General features: G+C 71.7%; 20 protein-coding genes and 1 tRNA gene. 9 read left to right on the top strand and 12 right to left on the bottom strand.

Annotation, left to right across the window (positions count from 1 at the left end; all coding sequences use genetic code 11):
• Window position 1: 1 nt before the first annotated feature.
• Window positions 2-709 carry a lysoplasmalogenase gene (locus ISU07_RS04135; protein WP_194705435.1) on the bottom strand — a complete coding sequence of 236 codons (708 nt, stop codon included), beginning with the start codon at window positions 707-709 and terminating at the stop codon, window positions 2-4.
• 65 nt (window positions 710-774) lie between these two features.
• The gene (locus ISU07_RS04130; protein ID WP_194705434.1) at window positions 775-954 is read right to left on the bottom strand and encodes a hypothetical protein; all 180 of its coding nucleotides are present in this window, start codon (window positions 952-954) and stop codon (window positions 775-777) included.
• Between the two features lie 427 nt (window positions 955-1,381).
• On the opposite strand from ISU07_RS04130, the gene ISU07_RS04125 reads away from it, so the two are divergent.
• The 3 genes from ISU07_RS04125 to ISU07_RS04115 all read left to right on the top strand — a co-directional run bounded on the left by ISU07_RS04125 (window position 1,382) and on the right by ISU07_RS04115 (window position 3,764).
• Window positions 1,382-2,152: a GAF and ANTAR domain-containing protein gene (locus ISU07_RS04125; RefSeq protein WP_194705433.1), complete on the top strand. Its 771-nt coding sequence runs from the start codon at window positions 1,382-1,384 to the stop codon at window positions 2,150-2,152.
• A gap of 136 nt (window positions 2,153-2,288) precedes the next feature.
• Window positions 2,289-2,894 (top strand): dihydrofolate reductase family protein, encoded by a 606-nt coding sequence (locus ISU07_RS04120; protein ID WP_194705432.1) that lies wholly within the window; start codon window positions 2,289-2,291, stop codon window positions 2,892-2,894.
• Window positions 2,895-2,945: 51 nt separating this feature from the next.
• Entirely contained in the window at window positions 2,946-3,764 is an 819-nt protein-coding gene (locus ISU07_RS04115) for a serine hydrolase (protein WP_194705431.1), read from the top strand.
• Here the strand turns inward: ISU07_RS04115 and ISU07_RS04110 are convergent.
• Window positions 3,749-4,330, bottom strand: a complete 582-nt coding sequence (locus ISU07_RS04110; RefSeq protein WP_194705430.1) for a CGNR zinc finger domain-containing protein — start codon at window positions 4,328-4,330, stop codon at window positions 3,749-3,751. The two genes, ISU07_RS04115 and ISU07_RS04110, sit on opposite strands and share 16 nt — an antisense overlap.
• Window positions 4,331-4,392: 62 nt before the next feature.
• Here ISU07_RS04110 and ISU07_RS04105 point away from each other — a divergent pair, with 62 nt between their 5' ends.
• Window positions 4,393-5,574 (top strand): MFS transporter, encoded by a 1,182-nt coding sequence (locus ISU07_RS04105; RefSeq protein ID WP_323742420.1) that lies wholly within the window; start codon window positions 4,393-4,395, stop codon window positions 5,572-5,574.
• The gene (locus tag ISU07_RS04100; protein ID WP_194705428.1) at window positions 5,528-6,256 is read left to right on the top strand and encodes an aminoglycoside adenylyltransferase domain-containing protein; all 729 of its coding nucleotides are present in this window, start codon (window positions 5,528-5,530) and stop codon (window positions 6,254-6,256) included. The genes ISU07_RS04105 and ISU07_RS04100 overlap by 47 nt, the downstream gene beginning before the upstream one ends.
• 18 nt (window positions 6,257-6,274) lie before the next feature.
• Here ISU07_RS04100 and ISU07_RS04095 read toward each other — a convergent pair.
• Window positions 6,275-6,364 (bottom strand) — tRNA-Ser (locus tag ISU07_RS04095).
• Between the two features lie 38 nt (window positions 6,365-6,402).
• Window positions 6,403-6,810 (bottom strand): hypothetical protein, encoded by a 408-nt coding sequence (locus ISU07_RS04090; protein ID WP_194705427.1) that lies wholly within the window; start codon window positions 6,808-6,810, stop codon window positions 6,403-6,405.
• A 65-nt stretch (window positions 6,811-6,875) separates the two neighbouring features.
• Between ISU07_RS04090 and ISU07_RS04085 the strand changes: the two genes are divergently transcribed.
• From ISU07_RS04085 to ISU07_RS04075, 3 genes are all read left to right on the top strand, one after another.
• Window positions 6,876-7,991, top strand: coding sequence for a sensor histidine kinase (locus ISU07_RS04085; protein WP_194705426.1), 1,116 nt, complete (start codon window positions 6,876-6,878; stop codon window positions 7,989-7,991).
• Entirely contained in the window at window positions 7,988-8,656 is a 669-nt protein-coding gene (locus ISU07_RS04080) for a response regulator (RefSeq protein ID WP_194705425.1), read from the top strand. The genes ISU07_RS04085 and ISU07_RS04080 overlap by 4 nt, the downstream gene beginning before the upstream one ends.
• A gap of 103 nt (window positions 8,657-8,759) precedes the next feature.
• A complete protein-coding gene (locus ISU07_RS04075; RefSeq protein WP_194705424.1) occupies window positions 8,760-9,449 on the top strand; it encodes a hypothetical protein in 690 nt (229 codons plus the stop codon).
• A 13-nt stretch (window positions 9,450-9,462) separates the two neighbouring features.
• On the opposite strand, the gene tadA is transcribed toward ISU07_RS04075, so the two are convergent.
• Window positions 9,463-9,897: a tRNA adenosine(34) deaminase TadA gene (gene tadA / locus ISU07_RS04070; protein ID WP_194705742.1), complete on the bottom strand. Its 435-nt coding sequence runs from the start codon at window positions 9,895-9,897 to the stop codon at window positions 9,463-9,465.
• 20 nt (window positions 9,898-9,917) lie between these two features.
• Entirely contained in the window at window positions 9,918-10,406 is a 489-nt protein-coding gene (locus ISU07_RS04065; RefSeq protein ID WP_194705423.1) for a tRNA adenosine deaminase-associated protein, read from the bottom strand.
• An 88-nt stretch (window positions 10,407-10,494) separates the two neighbouring features.
• On the opposite strand from ISU07_RS04065, the gene upp reads away from it, so the two are divergent.
• The gene (gene upp, locus ISU07_RS04060) at window positions 10,495-11,136 is read left to right on the top strand and encodes a uracil phosphoribosyltransferase (protein ID WP_194705422.1); all 642 of its coding nucleotides are present in this window, start codon (window positions 10,495-10,497) and stop codon (window positions 11,134-11,136) included.
• Here the strand turns inward: upp and ISU07_RS04055 are convergent.
• From ISU07_RS04055 to ISU07_RS04035, 5 genes are all read right to left on the bottom strand, one after another.
• On the bottom strand, window positions 11,133-11,822 hold the full coding sequence (locus ISU07_RS04055) for an MBL fold metallo-hydrolase (protein WP_194705421.1): 690 nt from the start codon (window positions 11,820-11,822) through the stop codon (window positions 11,133-11,135). The genes upp and ISU07_RS04055 overlap by 4 nt on opposite strands.
• A 27-nt stretch (window positions 11,823-11,849) precedes the next feature.
• Entirely contained in the window at window positions 11,850-12,023 is a 174-nt protein-coding gene (locus ISU07_RS04050) for a hypothetical protein (RefSeq protein WP_194705420.1), read from the bottom strand.
• Between the two features lie 159 nt (window positions 12,024-12,182).
• Entirely contained in the window at window positions 12,183-13,580 is a 1,398-nt protein-coding gene (locus tag ISU07_RS04045; protein ID WP_194705419.1) for an NAD(P)(+) transhydrogenase (Re/Si-specific) subunit beta, read from the bottom strand.
• Window positions 13,577-13,894, bottom strand: a complete 318-nt coding sequence (locus ISU07_RS04040; RefSeq protein WP_194705418.1) for an NAD(P) transhydrogenase subunit alpha — start codon at window positions 13,892-13,894, stop codon at window positions 13,577-13,579. Before ISU07_RS04040 ends, ISU07_RS04045 begins: the two co-directional genes overlap by 4 nt.
• Window positions 13,894-15,054: an NAD(P) transhydrogenase subunit alpha gene (locus ISU07_RS04035; RefSeq protein WP_194705417.1), complete on the bottom strand. Its 1,161-nt coding sequence runs from the start codon at window positions 15,052-15,054 to the stop codon at window positions 13,894-13,896. Before ISU07_RS04035 ends, ISU07_RS04040 begins: the two co-directional genes overlap by 1 nt.
• Window positions 15,055-15,072 lie beyond the last annotated feature (18 nt).

Genomic DNA, 15,072 nt, shown 5'->3' with positions numbered 1-15,072 from the left:
GCTAGGCGGAACTCGCGACTCCCGCCGCGATCAGGCCCTGCGCCGCGGTGTACGTCGCCATCACGGCCGACTCCAGGGCGGGGCGTGGCTCGGTCAGCAGGAACTTCTGCGTCGCGAGCAGGGTGTCGGAGAGCACGAACAGCGCGGTGCCGGCCTGCAGCGTCCTGCGCGCTCCCTGCCCCAACCCGGGGTCGAGGACGCGCGAGGTCGCGAACATCCCGCAGAGGATCGTCGCGTACGCGGCGACCGGGCCGCGCAGCGCCGGGTCCTTCCGTCCGGCCGCCCAGCTCATCAGCGGGGCGGCGGTCAGCCACAGACCCGCCGCCAGCCTGAGGCCCGCCTCGTCGTAGTCCTTGCGCTGGCCTCGCACCGACAGGAAGGCCGCGATGTACGCCACGTGCGCACCGAAGAACGACCCGACGCCGGTCAGGAACGCGCGCTCGCCGGCGCCGAGCAGCGCCACGTCACCACCCCATGAGAACGCCTGGGCGACGGCCGTCCCCGTCCGCAGCAGGTTCCCGTCCGTCCTTGCGGTGCGCCCCCTGGTCCCCTCGAGGAAGGCGGCCGCCAGCACCGGCATGAGGGCCGGCTTGATGACGTACCGCAGCCGTCGGGCCGCCGCACTGGTGCTCGTGCCGGCAGCGACGCTGTCGGCGATGGCGAGGGCGGCGTACGCGGCACCCGGGATCACGATCCTGGATCGGGGCACGACCCTCATCCTGAGAGCGCGGATCGTGTGGCGCAAGGAGGGGCCTCGGCCCCTTCCCGTGCGTGTCAACCGGTGCGGCCGACCAGGTGGGTGGCCGCCTCCAGCAGGGTCGCGAACTCGATGACGCCATCAGCGCGCCGTATCCGGTAGCGATACTCCTCGGGTTCGCCGGCGTCGTCGGCCGAGGGGATCGGGAGCTCGACCGTGGTTCCGTCGGGCAGCGTGAGCACCGTCAGCCAGTTCATCGTCGACCCGTACCGGCAGGAGCGTGAGCCGGACGCGAGCCCCCGTCCCCTGAACGGGGACTCACGTCAGCGAGATGTGCAGCACCCAGGAACGCACCGTGCCGTGACGGCAGGCGACGTGGACGGCTGGCTGCGTAAGCCACGCTCATAGACGACTCCGGTCACTCCACGGAGCGGTGCCGGGCAACACCATCGAGATCCGGCCCGAGCGTCGAGGTCTCACCCTTCACGGGCGCCTATCCACACCCGATATCGAGGCTAACAAAGGCGCAGCCGGATGAGTAGAGCCGAGGCGACATCCGGCGGCTCGACGGCGACGTAGGCTGGAGCCACTGAGGGTTCCGAGTGTGTCGCCCAGACCCCGTGACATCGCCTTCGGCGCTCACCAGCGTGTCCCGGACCGTGGACGCAGGCGGGAACCCGACCAGTGGATACGACGCCGAGCGCCTTCACGACGCCAGAGCCCCAGGAACCGATCGAGCTGGCTGCGGCCTTCGCCGAGCTGCAGAACCTCGTCCTCGACGGCCCCGATGTCACCGCCTTCCTCCAAGAGCTCAGTGCCCTGGCGGCAGCGATCGTGCCCGGTACCCACTGCGGGATCACCCTGCGCCGCGACGGCCAGATCGCCACTGTGGTCAGCAGTGACGAGGTCGCGATGCGCATGGACGAGGTGCAGTACATGCGCGGCCGCGGCCCCTGCCTGGCAGCGATCCACGAGGGAATCCGCGTCGAGGTGCGGGACATGGAGACCGAGACCCGCTGGGGGGACTACGCCGGCCACGCCGTCGCCAACGGCATCCACAGCGTCTGCTCGGTGCCGCTCATCCTCGACGGCAAGACGTGGGGTGCGCTCAACCTGTTCGCCGCTACCCCCCACGCCTTCACCGACCACGACATCACGCGGGCCGAAGCCTTCACCGCCCAGGCCGCCACCGCCCTGACGATCCTTCTCCGCCACGCGAGCCACACCGTTCTCGACGACCAGCTTGGTGAGGCACTCGCGACCCGGGCTCTGATCGACCAGGCCCTGGGGATCTTGATGGTCACCCGCAAGATCAGCGCTCACGAGGCCTTCGAGATCCTGCGGCACAGCTCGCAGACCAGCAACCGCAAGGTCAGCACCATCGCGGCCGAGCTCATCGAGAGCCTGACCGGCCACCCACCCGAGCCCCCTCGACCACTCGCCCAACGCAGCTGATCCTCCCCCGGTCACGGCACGCGCACACACCTCGGCACGACCCGACGGATCCCGGCAGGCGACGTGCTTCGACCTAGCATCGAGATCGGTCATCCCGGTAGGGAAGAGGCAGAGACGGGTTCCACCGGAGGGGAGCATGGGTGAGCTGCACGTCCAGATGAACATCACGCTCGACGGCGTGATCCAGGCCAACGGGGGTCCGAGCGAGCAGGACGCGGGCTTCGGGTACGCCGGGTGGGAGGCGCCGTACGGCGACGACGAGTCGGGAGCGCTGGTCGTCGCCGACATCCAGCGTTCGGACGCCCTGCTGCTGGGGCGGACGACGTACGACATCTGGCGCGGGTACTGGCCGTTCCAGCGGGACCCGATCGGGGACGTGTTCAACAACCAGCCCAAGTACGTCGCGTCGCGAGGGACGCCGGAGCTGTCGTGGGAGGGCAGCACGCAGGTCCGGGACGCGGCGGCCGACGTGGGGGCGATCCGCGAGCGGCACCGCGAGACGCACGTCTGGGGCAGTGCGGACCTGTGCCAGACGCTGTTCCGCGAAGGACTGGTCGACCAGGTCAACCTGTGGGTGTGCCCGGTGGTGGTCGGCGAGGGCAAGAAGCTCTGGCCCGCGGGCACGATGCCGAGCCGGTACGAGCTGGCCGAGCCGCCGCGGGCGTTCCCCGGCGGCTCGATCCTGCTGCGGTACCGGCACGTCGACGGACCGCCGGAGACGGGGATCAGCGGCGCGAGCTGACCGGCCGGTACCAGGACCGCGGGGCGACGTCGTGTCGGTAGCGTGCCACTCATGGCCCTCGCCGACGACGTCATCGCCATCTGGGACGAGGAGCTGGCCGGGGTCGAAGCGTGGTCGCTGGTGCTCCGATGGCGCGACCTCGACGTGGACGTCCGAGGCGGCCTGGCCTACAGCGGCGCGTCGACGATCAAGACGTTCCTGCTCGAGCTCGCGTCATCGTCGCTGTCGTGGGACCTGCCGGTGACGGTGACGCCCGAGCACGCGGCCGCGGGTGACGGCGTCCTCAAGACCTGGCCGCTCCCGGTGACGCTGCCGCTGCACGCGGTGGCCCAGCTGATGACCGCGCTCTCCGACAACACCGCCACCAACGCGGTCGTGGACACTCTCGGCGGGCTCGTGGTGGTGAACGACGCTCTTGCTGGTCGCGGCCTCGCCTCGCGGATGCGGCGATGGGTCACCGGCCGGCACAGCGACCCGCGGTGCGAGGAGTGGGACTCGTCTGCGTCGTTGCCGTCCCGCGCCGGCCTCAGCGTCGTGGTGCCCATCGAGCACGCCGACGCGATCAGCCGGATGGTCTCGGCGCCGGAGCACGCGGTGGCCCGGGCGATGCTCGAGCAGCAGTGGCACCGCGACTCGCTGGCGCGGCCGCTCGTCGACGGGGCGCCGTTCGCGCACAAGTCAGGGTCCGTCGACGGCGTACGCCACGACGGCGGCACGCTGCTCCCCGGCACGGACGATGCGCTCGTCGTGCACTGCTTCACCGACGGTCCCGGGCGCGACGAGCTCCTCGACGACGTGGCGGCCGTGGGCATGGGCCGAGCCATGGCGCGGACGCTGCCCTTGCTCGGTCTGGGTCAGCTGCTCGCCTGACCCCGGCGCTGCCGGAACGCCGCGGTCTTGGTGCGGTTCTGGCAGGTCGTCGAGCAGAAGCGGCGGGTGCCGTTCTTGGAGGTGTCGACGTACACCCGGTCGCAGCGATCGGCCGCGCAGATGCCGAGCCGCCCCGCGAGGTCGGTGCCGATCGCGAGCGCGAGGCCGGTGGCGCAGCCGGCGCCCCAGCCGGTGGCCAGGCCGTCGGTGCTGCCGTGGAAGTGCACGTGGTAGCCACCCGTGGCCAGCGGGTCGAGCCGAGGCCGCGCACCGGTGCGCAACAGCAGCTTGTTCAGGACCCGCGCTGCCTCGACGAGGTCGTCGGCCTCGGTCGCCTCGAACACCTTGCGCATCTGGACGGCGTGCGCGGTCAGGGCGGTCGCCTGACGGGCGGTCACCTCGGGAGTACGCCGGCCGTTGCCGCCGAGTGCACGGGCCACGGCCTCGGCTCGTGCGGCGCCGACTGGGACATGCACGTCCTGCCCACCCCGGAGTCCCGGCGTGAGCTCGTTGACCAGGCGTGAGGCGACGTCGACGAGGTTGAACACGTGACTGTCGAACGTCATTTGACCAGTTACCGACCTTCATCTAGGTTGGAGAGATGTCACTGACAATACCGCGAACGACAGTGACGTCCTGGCGTGAGCTGCCCGGGTCTGTGTGGCTGCTGGTCGGCGCCCGAGCGGTCAACCGGCTCGGCGCGTTCACCCTGCCCTTCCTCACCGTGACCCTGGTCGCCGAGCAGGGTGCGTCCGTCGCCCAGGCGGGATACCTGATGGCGGCGTTTGGTCTCGCCACCATCCCGTCGCGGCTCGCGGGCGGGCGGTTGTCGGACCGCTGGGGACCGCGCGCCACCATCGTGGTCGGGCTGTGTGCGACCGCCGCGGCGCAGCTCCTCGTGGCGGGCTCCCGGACGCTGCCGCAGGCCGCGGTCGCCGTGGTCCTGCTGGGACTGGCGTTCGAGGTCTACGAGCCGCCGAGCCAGTCCCTGGTCGCGGACGCGACCGCGCCGGAGGACCGTCCGATCGCCTTCGGCCTGCTGTTCGCCGCACTGTCCGCCGCGGGGATGGGAGCGGGGCTGCTGGCCGCGCTGTTGGCCGGGTTCGACCTCCGCTGGCTGTTCGTGGCCGACGCGGTCAGCTGCCTGCTGTGTGCCGCCGTCATCGCCCGGTGGCTCCCGGTCGCTCGTCCGTCGTCGGCATCCGTCGCAGGCCCGGCGCGACCCTGGCGGGACCGGCGGCTGCTGCTGCTGCTCGGGCTGGGCACGCTGCTGGCGACCCTGTACCTCCAGGTCACCATCACCCTCCCGCTCACCGTGACGGGTCGGGGCCTGCCGCCCTCGGTGATCGGGCTGCTGCTGACCGCCTCCGCCGTGACCGTCGTGATCGCCCAGCCGCTTGCGGCCGCCCGAGCGCTGCGCCGGCTGGACGACCCGGTGGCGATGGCCGTCGCCTTCGTCGTCCTCGGGATCGGGCTGGCCGGCACGGGCCTGGCGACCAGCATCCCGGCGTACGTCGCCTCCACCGTGGTCTGGAGCATCGGCGACCTGCTCCTGATGGGCCGGGCCTACACGCTCGTCGCGGCGATCGCGCCCGAGGGCGGCAGCGGCGCGTATCTGGCCGTGTACGGGACCAGCTGGGGCTTCGCCGCGATCCTCGCGCCGGTGCTGGGCACCCAGCTGCTCGCGTCGACGGGCCCCCTGGTCACCTGGCTGCTGATGGCGATGGCCAGCCTCGGCCTCGCGGCGGCGTACCTTGCCGCACGTGGACCCCTCGGCGTACCTCGCGGCCCTGACCTCGGTCGCGACTGACGTCCTGGGCGGCGACCTGGTCGGTGTGCACCCGCACGGCTCACTCGTGCTCGGCGGGTGGCGCCCGGAACGCAGCGACATCGACGTGCTCGTGGTCGTGACCCGGCCGCTGACGGCCCCGGAGCAGGACGCTCTCGCGTCGGCCTGGCGCGCGATTCCCTGCCCGGCCGTCGGCCTCGAGCTCAGCGTGGTGCTCGACTCGGTGGCGGCGCACCCGGTCCCACGGGCGGCGTTCGAGCTGCACGTGACGACCGCGCCCGGCGACGAGAAGGACGTCGACGGCCACGGCCATCCCGGCGACCTCGACCTCGTCCTGCACTTCGCGGTCTGCCACTCCCTCGGCCTCCCGGGCTTCGCCCCCGTGCCGCGCGCGCTGGTGCTCGCCCAGCTCGCCGGCGAGATGGACTGGGCCGCCGAGCACAACCCCACCGAGTACGCCGTGCTCAACGCCTGCCGCGCCCTCCGCTTCGCCGTGGACGGCTCGCTGGTCTCCAAGGTGGACGGCGGACACTGGGCGCGCGGCCGCGTCGCCGACACCGACCGCCCACTCGTCGAGGCCGCCCTCGCCCGCCAGACCGGCGCCGACCCCGACGCCCCCCTCGACCCCGACGCCGTCCGCGCCTTCCTGGCCGCCGCCCGGGACGTCATCCGACGTGGTCGTCCGGGCGACCCGGGCGGATGACGTTCCGGAGAAGAAGAGTGGCGGTGGCGGCGGGATTTGAACCCGCGGTGGACTTGCGCCCACAAACGCTTTCGAGGCGTTCTCCTTAGGCCGCTCGGACACGCCACCGCCGGAGAGGCTACCGGAGGGTCAGGAGGCCCCCGAAATCAGGACGAGCCGACCGCACGCCGGGCCACGGAGGCCAGCATCCGGCGGGTCGCGAGGACGTGCGGGCCGAGGCCGATGACGACGAAGCGGTACGCCGCGCCTTGCGGACCGGGGAACACGGCGTGCGTCGTGGCGCTCAGCCGCGTCCCTCCCGAGGGCGCCGGGGTGAGGTCGAACACCAACCGGTACCGCGAGAACCGGTGACGTCCGGCCAGCTCGAGACGCTCCCCCTCGACACGCGAGGCGACCCCGAAGCCCGAGGGCGGCGAGGTGCCCAGCACCTTGGTGAGCAGGGAGCCTCGGCCCCCGACCACTCCCGCGAGGGATGACTCCAGCGCGGACCAGACCCGGTCGCGCGGGGCGGGGACGAGGACGTCGTGGGTGTCGACGTACGGCAGGTCCTCCACGCCACGAACGTAATCGGTCGCGCGACCGATGTACCGCACCCCTGCGTCGCCTAGCGTTCTCGTCCGTGACCCGTCTGCGCGACCTCCGGCCACCGTTGCTGGACGCCTGCATCGCGGCGGTGTTCGTGGCGCTCACGGCCGGCGAGGCACTGTTCGGGCCGGCCGACCAGCCGTGGTGGAGCTCGACGCTCGCGTGCATCGCGATGGCGTCGCTGGCATGGCGGCGGCGTGCCCCGCTCGGCGTGGCCGCGCTGGTGGTCGCGGTCAACGTGGCGACCAACCCTGAGGGGCAGTTCACCACGCTGCTGTCCCTGGTGCTGGTGTGCTTCACGGTCGGGTACGAGACGCGGCCACCGCAGTCGTACGCCGGCCTCGCGCTCGTCATCGTGCCCTTCCTGGCCGTCTCGATCCGGGACGACTTCGAGTTCAGCGATGCAGCCGCCGCGATGGTCTTCTTCGCCGGCCCCTGGGCCGTCGGCGTGCTGACCCGCGACCGGACCGTGCGTGCCACCGAGGCCATCGAGCGCGCCGAGCGACTCGAGGTCGAGGCCGCCCGGATCGCGGCCGAGGAGCGCACGCGCATCGCCCGTGAGCTGCACGACGTGGTCTCCCACTCGATCAGCGTGGTGACGATCCAGACCCAGGCGGTACGCCGGAGGCTCGGCCCCGACCACGAGCGGGAGATCGCGGACCTCGCGGCCGTCGAGCAGACCGCGCGGGAGGCGCTGGCCGAGATGCGCCGGCTGTTCGGGGTGCTGCGCACCGACGGCGAGTCCGCCAGCCTGGCCCCGCAGCCCGGGCTCGGCGAGCTCCGGCGGCTCGTCGACCAGGCCGGCGCCGGGGACATGACGGCCGAGCTGCACGTCGAGGGCGAGCCGGTCGAGCTCAGCCCGGGCCTGGACCTGGCGGCGTACCGCATCGCCCAGGAGGGCCTCACCAACGCGCTGCGCCACTCCGGCGCCCGGCACGCGACCGTCACCCTGCGCTGGGGCCCGTCGACGCTCGACGTCGAGGTTGTCGACGACGGCCGCGGCGTACCTGACGAAACGCCGAACGCCGGTCACGGCCTGGTCGGCATCCGCGAGCGAGTCGCGCTGTACGGCGGCACCGTGCGGCTCGAGCCCAACCCCGGCGGCGGCACGCGCCTGTCGGCCACCCTCCCCCTGAAAGGCCAGGAATGACCAGCCTCGTCATCTGCGACGACCAGGGCATGGTCCGCGCCGGCTTCCGGTCGCTGCTGGAGTCCGAGCCCGACCTCGAGGTCGTCGGCGAGGCCGCCAACGGCGAGGAGGCGATCGAGGTCGTCACCCGTCTGCGGCCCGACGTCACGCTCATGGACATCCGGATGCCGGTCCTCGACGGGCTCGCCGCCACCCGGCAGCTGATGGAGGCCGGCATCGGCACGAGCGTGCTGGTGCTGACGACGTTCGACCTGGACGAGTACGTCTTCGAGGCGCTGCGCGCCGGCGCCAGCGGGTTCCTGCTCAAGGACGCGCCGGCAGAGGAGCTCGCCGCCGCGATCCGCGTGGTGGCCGCTGGTGACTCGCTCCTCGCGCCCGGCGTGACGCGGCGCGTGATCGACGCGTTCGTACGACGCGGCGACACGTCGACCAAGCCGGTCGACGCCCGACTCGGTCAGCTGACCCCTCGAGAGCTCGAGGTCCTCGGCCTGCTCGCACGCGGGCTCTCGAACCAGGACATCGGCCAGCGGCTCTTCGTCTCCGAGGGCACGACCAAGACCCACGTCAGCAACGTGCTCACCAAGCTGCACCTGCGCGACCGCGTGCAGGCGGTGATCTTCGCCTACGAGAACGGCGTCGTGACGCCCGGCGAAGATCAGTCGTAGGACCGAGTCCAGAACCCGTCGCGCGACCGATCCGCGCCGAGGGCCGCCGGCCGGAGAGTCATCCCTGTCAACGACGACACCACTTCACAGGGAGACCGCAACCATGACCGCCATCACCGCCACCGAGTCCTCCACCTCGGCCACCTCTGCGCCGGAGGCCACCACGACCTCGCGCGCCGTCGCCGTACGCCGTGGCCTCATCATCGCCGCCCCGATCCTGGCCGCCGGCTTCGGCTTCATGGGTGCCCTGGGCGACCCGGCCGCCGGCCACAACGGCGCCGAGATGGTCAAGACCTACATCGAGAACCCGACCCCGCTGCAGTGGAAGTCCACGGGCTACCACTGGGCCTACGCCTTCTGGATGCTGCCGGCCTTCCTCGGTGCCGCGCTCGTCAAGGGCAAGGGCGCCTGGCTCGCCAACGTCGCGGCCCTGCTGGCCTTCGCCGGCATGGTCACGCTGCCGGGGATGCTCATCACCGACTGGTACGCCTCGGCGATCGGTCACGAGTTCGGCTACGCCGGCACCCACGCCGTGGAGACCTACATGGAGGACACCATGTGGGGTGTCATGGGCTTCGGGATCGCCTCGATGGCCGGGTTCGTCATCGGCGTGCCGCTCTCCGTGGTCGCGCTGATGCGCGCGCGGCTGGTGCGCTGGTGGACGCTTCCGGCGGTGGTCGTGCCGCTGGTCGCGCTGTTCGTCAGCCAGGGCGCGGTGTGGAGCGCCGCTGTCTGCGCCGTCTGCCTCACGGCGTACGCGGTCCCGCTGCGTGGCGCGGTGCGGAAGGCCTGACGACAGCGAGAGTTCAACGGCGCTGCTCGGCGAAGAACTCGTCGAGCAGCGCCGTTGCCTCGTTCGCGAGCACGCCCGCGAGCACCTCGGGGCGGTGGTTGAGGCGCCTGTCCCGGACGACGTCCCACAGGCTGCCGACGGCGCCGGCCTTCTCGTCGTACGCGCCGAACACCAGCCGCGACACCCGCGCCAGCACGATCGCCCCGGCGCACATCGTGCACGGCTCGAGGGTCACCACGAGCGTGCAGCCGTCGAGGCGCCAGGAGCCACGGGCGGCGGCGGCCTGCCGGAGCGCGACGACCTCGGCGTGACCTGTCGGGTCGTGGTCGCGCTCCCGGACGTTGCGGCCTCGGCCGATCACCTCGCCGGCCTCGTCCACGACCAGGGCGCCGACGGGTACGTCGCCGGTCGACAGGGCGAACCGCGCCTCGGTCAGGGCGGCCTGCATGAGGGCGTCGTACGCCGGTCTCACGCAGACGCCAAGCCGACGGCCTCGTCGAACAGCTCCCCGAACCCGAGCGCGCGGGCGACGTCCGACAGGACCTCGTCGGGGTAGAGGTCCACCTCCTCGTCGAGGAGCTCGCCCATCTCGGTCGCGTTCATGCCGAGGTCGGCCAGGAGATCCAGGTCGCCGGCGGGGACCTGCTCGTCGTCCTCCTCGAAAGCCGGCAGGCCGAGCGACTCGACCGCGGAGGCGGCGAGCTCCCACTCGTCGGCCGCGGTGACGTCGGAGAGCAGCAGACGCGTGGTGGTGCCGGCGACGCGGACGATCAGGAAGAAGTCCTCGTCCACGCCGATCAGGCCGACGGCGCCGCCGTCCCCGGGGAACCGCCGCAGGGCGTGGGCCAGGCTGTCCACGTCGACGAGGACGTCGTGGACGAGCTCCTGGAGCTGCCACGCGTCTCCCTCGCGGTAGGCCGCGAGGGCGAAGTCGATGCCGTCTGTCCGGTCGGACACGCGTCCAGGGTGGCATGCGAGGTCGGGCGAACCAAGCCCCTTTGCGCTGGGCGGCGACGCGCCGCGGAGGCCCACTAGGGTGCATGCCATGCGCGTCCACGTCGTCGACCACCCGCTGGTCTCCCACAAGCTGACCAACCTCCGCGACGAGAACACGGACTCCCCGACGTTCCGCCGCCTGGTCGACCAGCTGGTCACGCTGCTGGCCTACGAGGCCACCCGCGACGTGCGCGTCGGGCCGGTCGACATCGTCACGCCGGTGGGCCCGACGTCCGGCGTGCGGCTCACCGACCCCCAGCCCCTCGTCGTGCCGATCCTGCGCGCCGGTCTGGGCATGCTCGACGGGATGATGCGGTTGCTGCCGACGGCCGAGGTCGGGTTCCTCGGGATGATGCGCAACGAGGAGACGCTCCAGGCCTCGACGTACGCCGAGCGGCTGCCCGACGACCTGTCCGGACGCCAGTGCTACGTGCTCGACCCGATGCTGGCGACCGGCGGCACGCTGGCGGCGGCGATCCGGTTCCTCACCGACCGGGGCGCCGACGACATCACCGCGATCTGCCTGCTGGCCGCGCTGGAGGGCTGCGAGCGGCTCGAGAGGGACCTGGCCGGGCTGGACGTCCCGGTCACCGTGGTCACCGCGGCGATGGACGAGAAGCTCAACGACAAGGGGTACATCGTGCCCGGGCTCGGGGACGCCGGCGACCGGCTGTACGGGCTGGCGGGTTAGTCCTCCGGGACCCACACCGCGGCGTCGTGGGCGAACACCACGCGCCGCGGGTCGAACGCGCGCAACCGGTCGAGCCAGGCGGGGTACGCCGGGAGGGGCTGCTCGTGGCCGCGCCGGGTGGCATCTGCCGCGAGCACGTCGGCGCTGAACTGAGACGCCTGGTCGTGCGACTGGCCGGCCAGCACGATGCTGCCGTCATCGCAGACCACGGCCACGGACTGGTGGCCCTCGGTGTGGCCGGGCGTCGGGATGACGTGCACGCCGGGGAGCACCTCGGCCTCGCCGTCCAGTTCCTCGTACGTCGCTCCCTCGACGAGCGGCTCGAAGGTGTAGCCGCCCGCTCGTGCCGTGGCCAGCTCGGTGCGCTGCGTGACGACCCTCCGGCCAGGCAGCAGCGGGTTGCCGCCGCAGTGGTCGAAGTGCAGGTGGCAGTTCACGACGAGGTGGACGTCGTCGAGGGTCCAGCCGTGCCGGCCCAGGGCCTCGTCCAACGGGATGCGCCGGGGGCGGTACCAGGCCTCGGTCTCCTCGTCCGCTGCGCCGATGCCCGTGTCGAGCAGCACCAGCCCGGACGGGTGCGGCACGGCGTACGCGTAGACCGCCTCGACCCTCGGCGCCCCGCCCGTCTCCTCGGGCGGGCGCACGAAGGTACCCAGGAGCAGGCGGCGTACGTCGTCGACGAGCACGCCGTCGAACCTAGCCGGGCGCCGGGATCAGGTCGGGAAGATCTGCACCGTCCCCGTCGCGATGAGGATCAGCAGGAGCAGGACAAGGGTGCCCAGGACGAGGTACGCCCAGGACTTGCCGTTGCGCTCCTCCTTGGACTCCGGCGCGTCGTAGTGGTGGCCGTCCTGGCGGCCCATGCGGTCGTCGTGCGGGTCGCTCATGCAGGGTTCAACGAGGGCCGAGGTACAAGGTCATGGCCGTCGGCACACCGGATTCAGCCGGACTCTGGCGTCGTTCCTGCCGCTTTGGCGTCGTTGCAACGACGCCGAACGTCAGGGATACCCGCTCGGGCGGGTATCCCGACCTTCCCCCTGCGCGACCTACAGCGCCTTGACCGCGTTCAGCAGCTTGCCCAGCGACTCCTTGGCGTCGCCGAAGAAGAGCGTGGTGGTGGGCTCGAAGAGGAGCTCGTTCTCGATGCCGGCGAAACCGGGACGCATGGAGCGCTTCATGAAGATGACCTGCTTGGCCTCGTCGGCGTTGAGGATCGGCATCCCGTAGATCGGGGCGCCGGGGGTCGTCTTGGCGGCGGGGTTGACGACGTCGTTGGCGCCGACGACCAGGACGACGTCGGCGTTCTTGAAGTCGCCGTTGATGTCGTCCATCTCCTTGAGCTGCTCGTACGGCACCTGGGCCTCGGCGAGCAGCACGTTCATGTGGCCGGGCATCCGGCCGGCGACGGGGTGGATCGCGTAGTCGACCTCGATCCCCCGCTCGCTGAGCACGTCGACCAGCTCGCGCAGGGTGTGCTGGGCCTGCGCGACCGCGAGCCCGTACCCGGGCACGATGATGACCCGCTCGGCGTACCCGAGCAGGATCGCGATGTCCTGCGCGCCGGCGCTCTTGACCGGACGGTCGGAGGCCTCGCCCGCGCCGAGCGTCGAGCCGCCCTTGAGCGCGCCGAACATGATGTTGGCCACCGAGCGGCCCATCGCGCCGGCCATCAGCAGGGTGAGGAACGTACCCGAGGCGCCGACGAGCGTGCCGGCCACGAGGAGCAGGGTGTTCGACAGCACGTACCCGCCGGCCGCGACGGTCAGACCGGTGAAGGCGTTGAGCAGCGAGATGACGATGGGTACGTCGGCGCCGCCGACCGGCAGCACGAGCAGGACACCGATCAGCAGGCCGAGCAGCGCCAGCACGACACCCACGAGCATCGTGGTGTCGCCGATCAGCAGACCGCCGAGGGCGAGCGACCCGATCAGCGCCAGGCCGAACACGACCGGCAGGCCGGGGAACACCACCGGCCGCGAGGTCATCAGCTCCTGGAGCTTGGCGAAGGTGATGATCGACCCGGCGAACGAGACCGAGCCCACCAGGATCGTGAACGCGGTCGCCAGCAGGACGAACCAGCCTGGGTCAGCAGAGGGGTCGGCGGAGACCGAGACGATCTCGTGCAGCTCCAGCAGGGCGACCAGGGCCGCCGCGCCACCACCGACGCCGTTGAACAGCGCCACCATCTGCGGCATCTGGGTCATCTGCACGGTGCGGGCGCCGTAGACGCCACCGGCCGTGCCGATCGCGACCGCCACCAGGATCAACGGGACGTGGTCGAGGTCGAGGTAGAAGAACGGGATCGCGCAGGCGACCACGGCTGCGATCGCGCCGATGATGTTGCCGTTGCGCGCGGTCTTCGGGCCGGAGAGCCCCTTCAGCGCGAGGATGAAGCAGACGGCCGCGCCGAGGTACGCCAGCTGGGCCCAGACGGGAATGCTCACCGGCCGCCCTCCGACGGCGCGGGTGCCTTCGCGGGCTTCTTGCGCACGAACATCTGCAGCATCCGGTCGGTGACCAGGAAGCCACCGACCATGTTCACCGCCGCGAGCACGATCGCGACCAGCCCGATGGTCAGGGCCAGCCCGTTGTCGGTCGACCCGGTGACGATGATCGCGCCGAGCAGGATGACGCCGTGGATGGCGTTCGCGCCGGACATCAGCGGGGTGTGCAGCGTCGAGGAGACCTTGGAGATCACCTCGATGCCGACGAACACGCTGAGGATGAAGATCGTCAGCCAGACGACTCCCTCGTCCATCAGGACTGTCCTCCTTCTGCTGGGCCTTCCAGAGCTGCACGCGTGGGCTCGTGCCGGATCTCTCCGTCGTGGGTGACGCAGGATCCGGTCACGATCTCGTCGTCGAAGTCGGGAGCGAACGTGCCGCTCTCGACCCCTTCGACGGTCGGCGCTGTCATCAGCGTCAGGATGTTCACGACGTTCTGGGCGTACAGCCGCGACGCCGGCCCGGGCATCTGCGACGGCACGTTCTTGCCGCCCCACACCTGCGCGTTGCCGATCCGCACGACCTCGCCGGGCACCGAGCCCTCGACGTTGCCGCCGGTCTCGGCCGCGAGGTCCACGACCACCGACCCCGGCGACATCTGCTCGACCATCTCTGCGGTCACCAGCAGCGGCGCCTGCCGCCCGGGCACCGCGGCGGTGGTGATCAGCGCGTCGGCGTTCGCGATGTACGGCGCCAACAGCTCGCGCTGGCGGGCGGCCCGGTCCTGGGTCATCTCCCGCGCGTACCCGCCCGAGCCCTCCAGCGTCTCCAGGTCCAGGTCGATCGACTTCGCGCCCATCGACCGGATCTCCTCCGCCGCGGCCGCGCGCACGTCGTAGGCCCGGACCACCGCACCCAGCCGCTTGGCCGTCGCGATCGCCTGCAGTCCGGCGACACCGGCACCGAGGACGACGACCTCGGCCGGCTGGACCGTGCCCGCGGCCGTCATGTTCAGGGGAAAGAAGCGGCGCAGCATCCCGGCGGCGACGATCGCGCAGCGGTAACCCGCGACCAGCGCCTGCGAGGACAGCGCGTCCATCGACTGCGCCCGCGAGATGCGGGGCACCAGCTCCATCGCGAACGCCGTGATCCCGCAGTCGCGCAGGTCGCGCACCGTGTCCTGCTCCGTGGTCGTCGGCAGGAACGAGACGGTGGCCGCGCCACGCCGCAGCCGGCGGATCCGGTCCATCGACAGCGGCTGCACGGACACCACGACGTCGGCGTCGGCGATCGCGTCGGCGTCGATGACGGCACCCGCGGCGACGTACTCGTCGTCGGAGAGCAGCGCGTGCAGGCCGGCGCCGGGCTCGACGGCGACGTCGTACCCCAGCCCGGTCAGCTTCCCGACGAGCTCGGGCACCATCGCCACCCGGGACTCGCCGTCGCGTGTCTCAGCGGCGACTGCGATCTTCACGGATGCGACCCTAGTGGG

The organism is Nocardioides islandensis (assembly GCF_015352455.1).
Lineage (GTDB): Bacteria > Actinomycetota > Actinomycetes > Propionibacteriales > Nocardioidaceae > Nocardioides > Nocardioides islandensis.
This window is presented reverse-complemented; position numbering and strand designations above follow the sequence as displayed.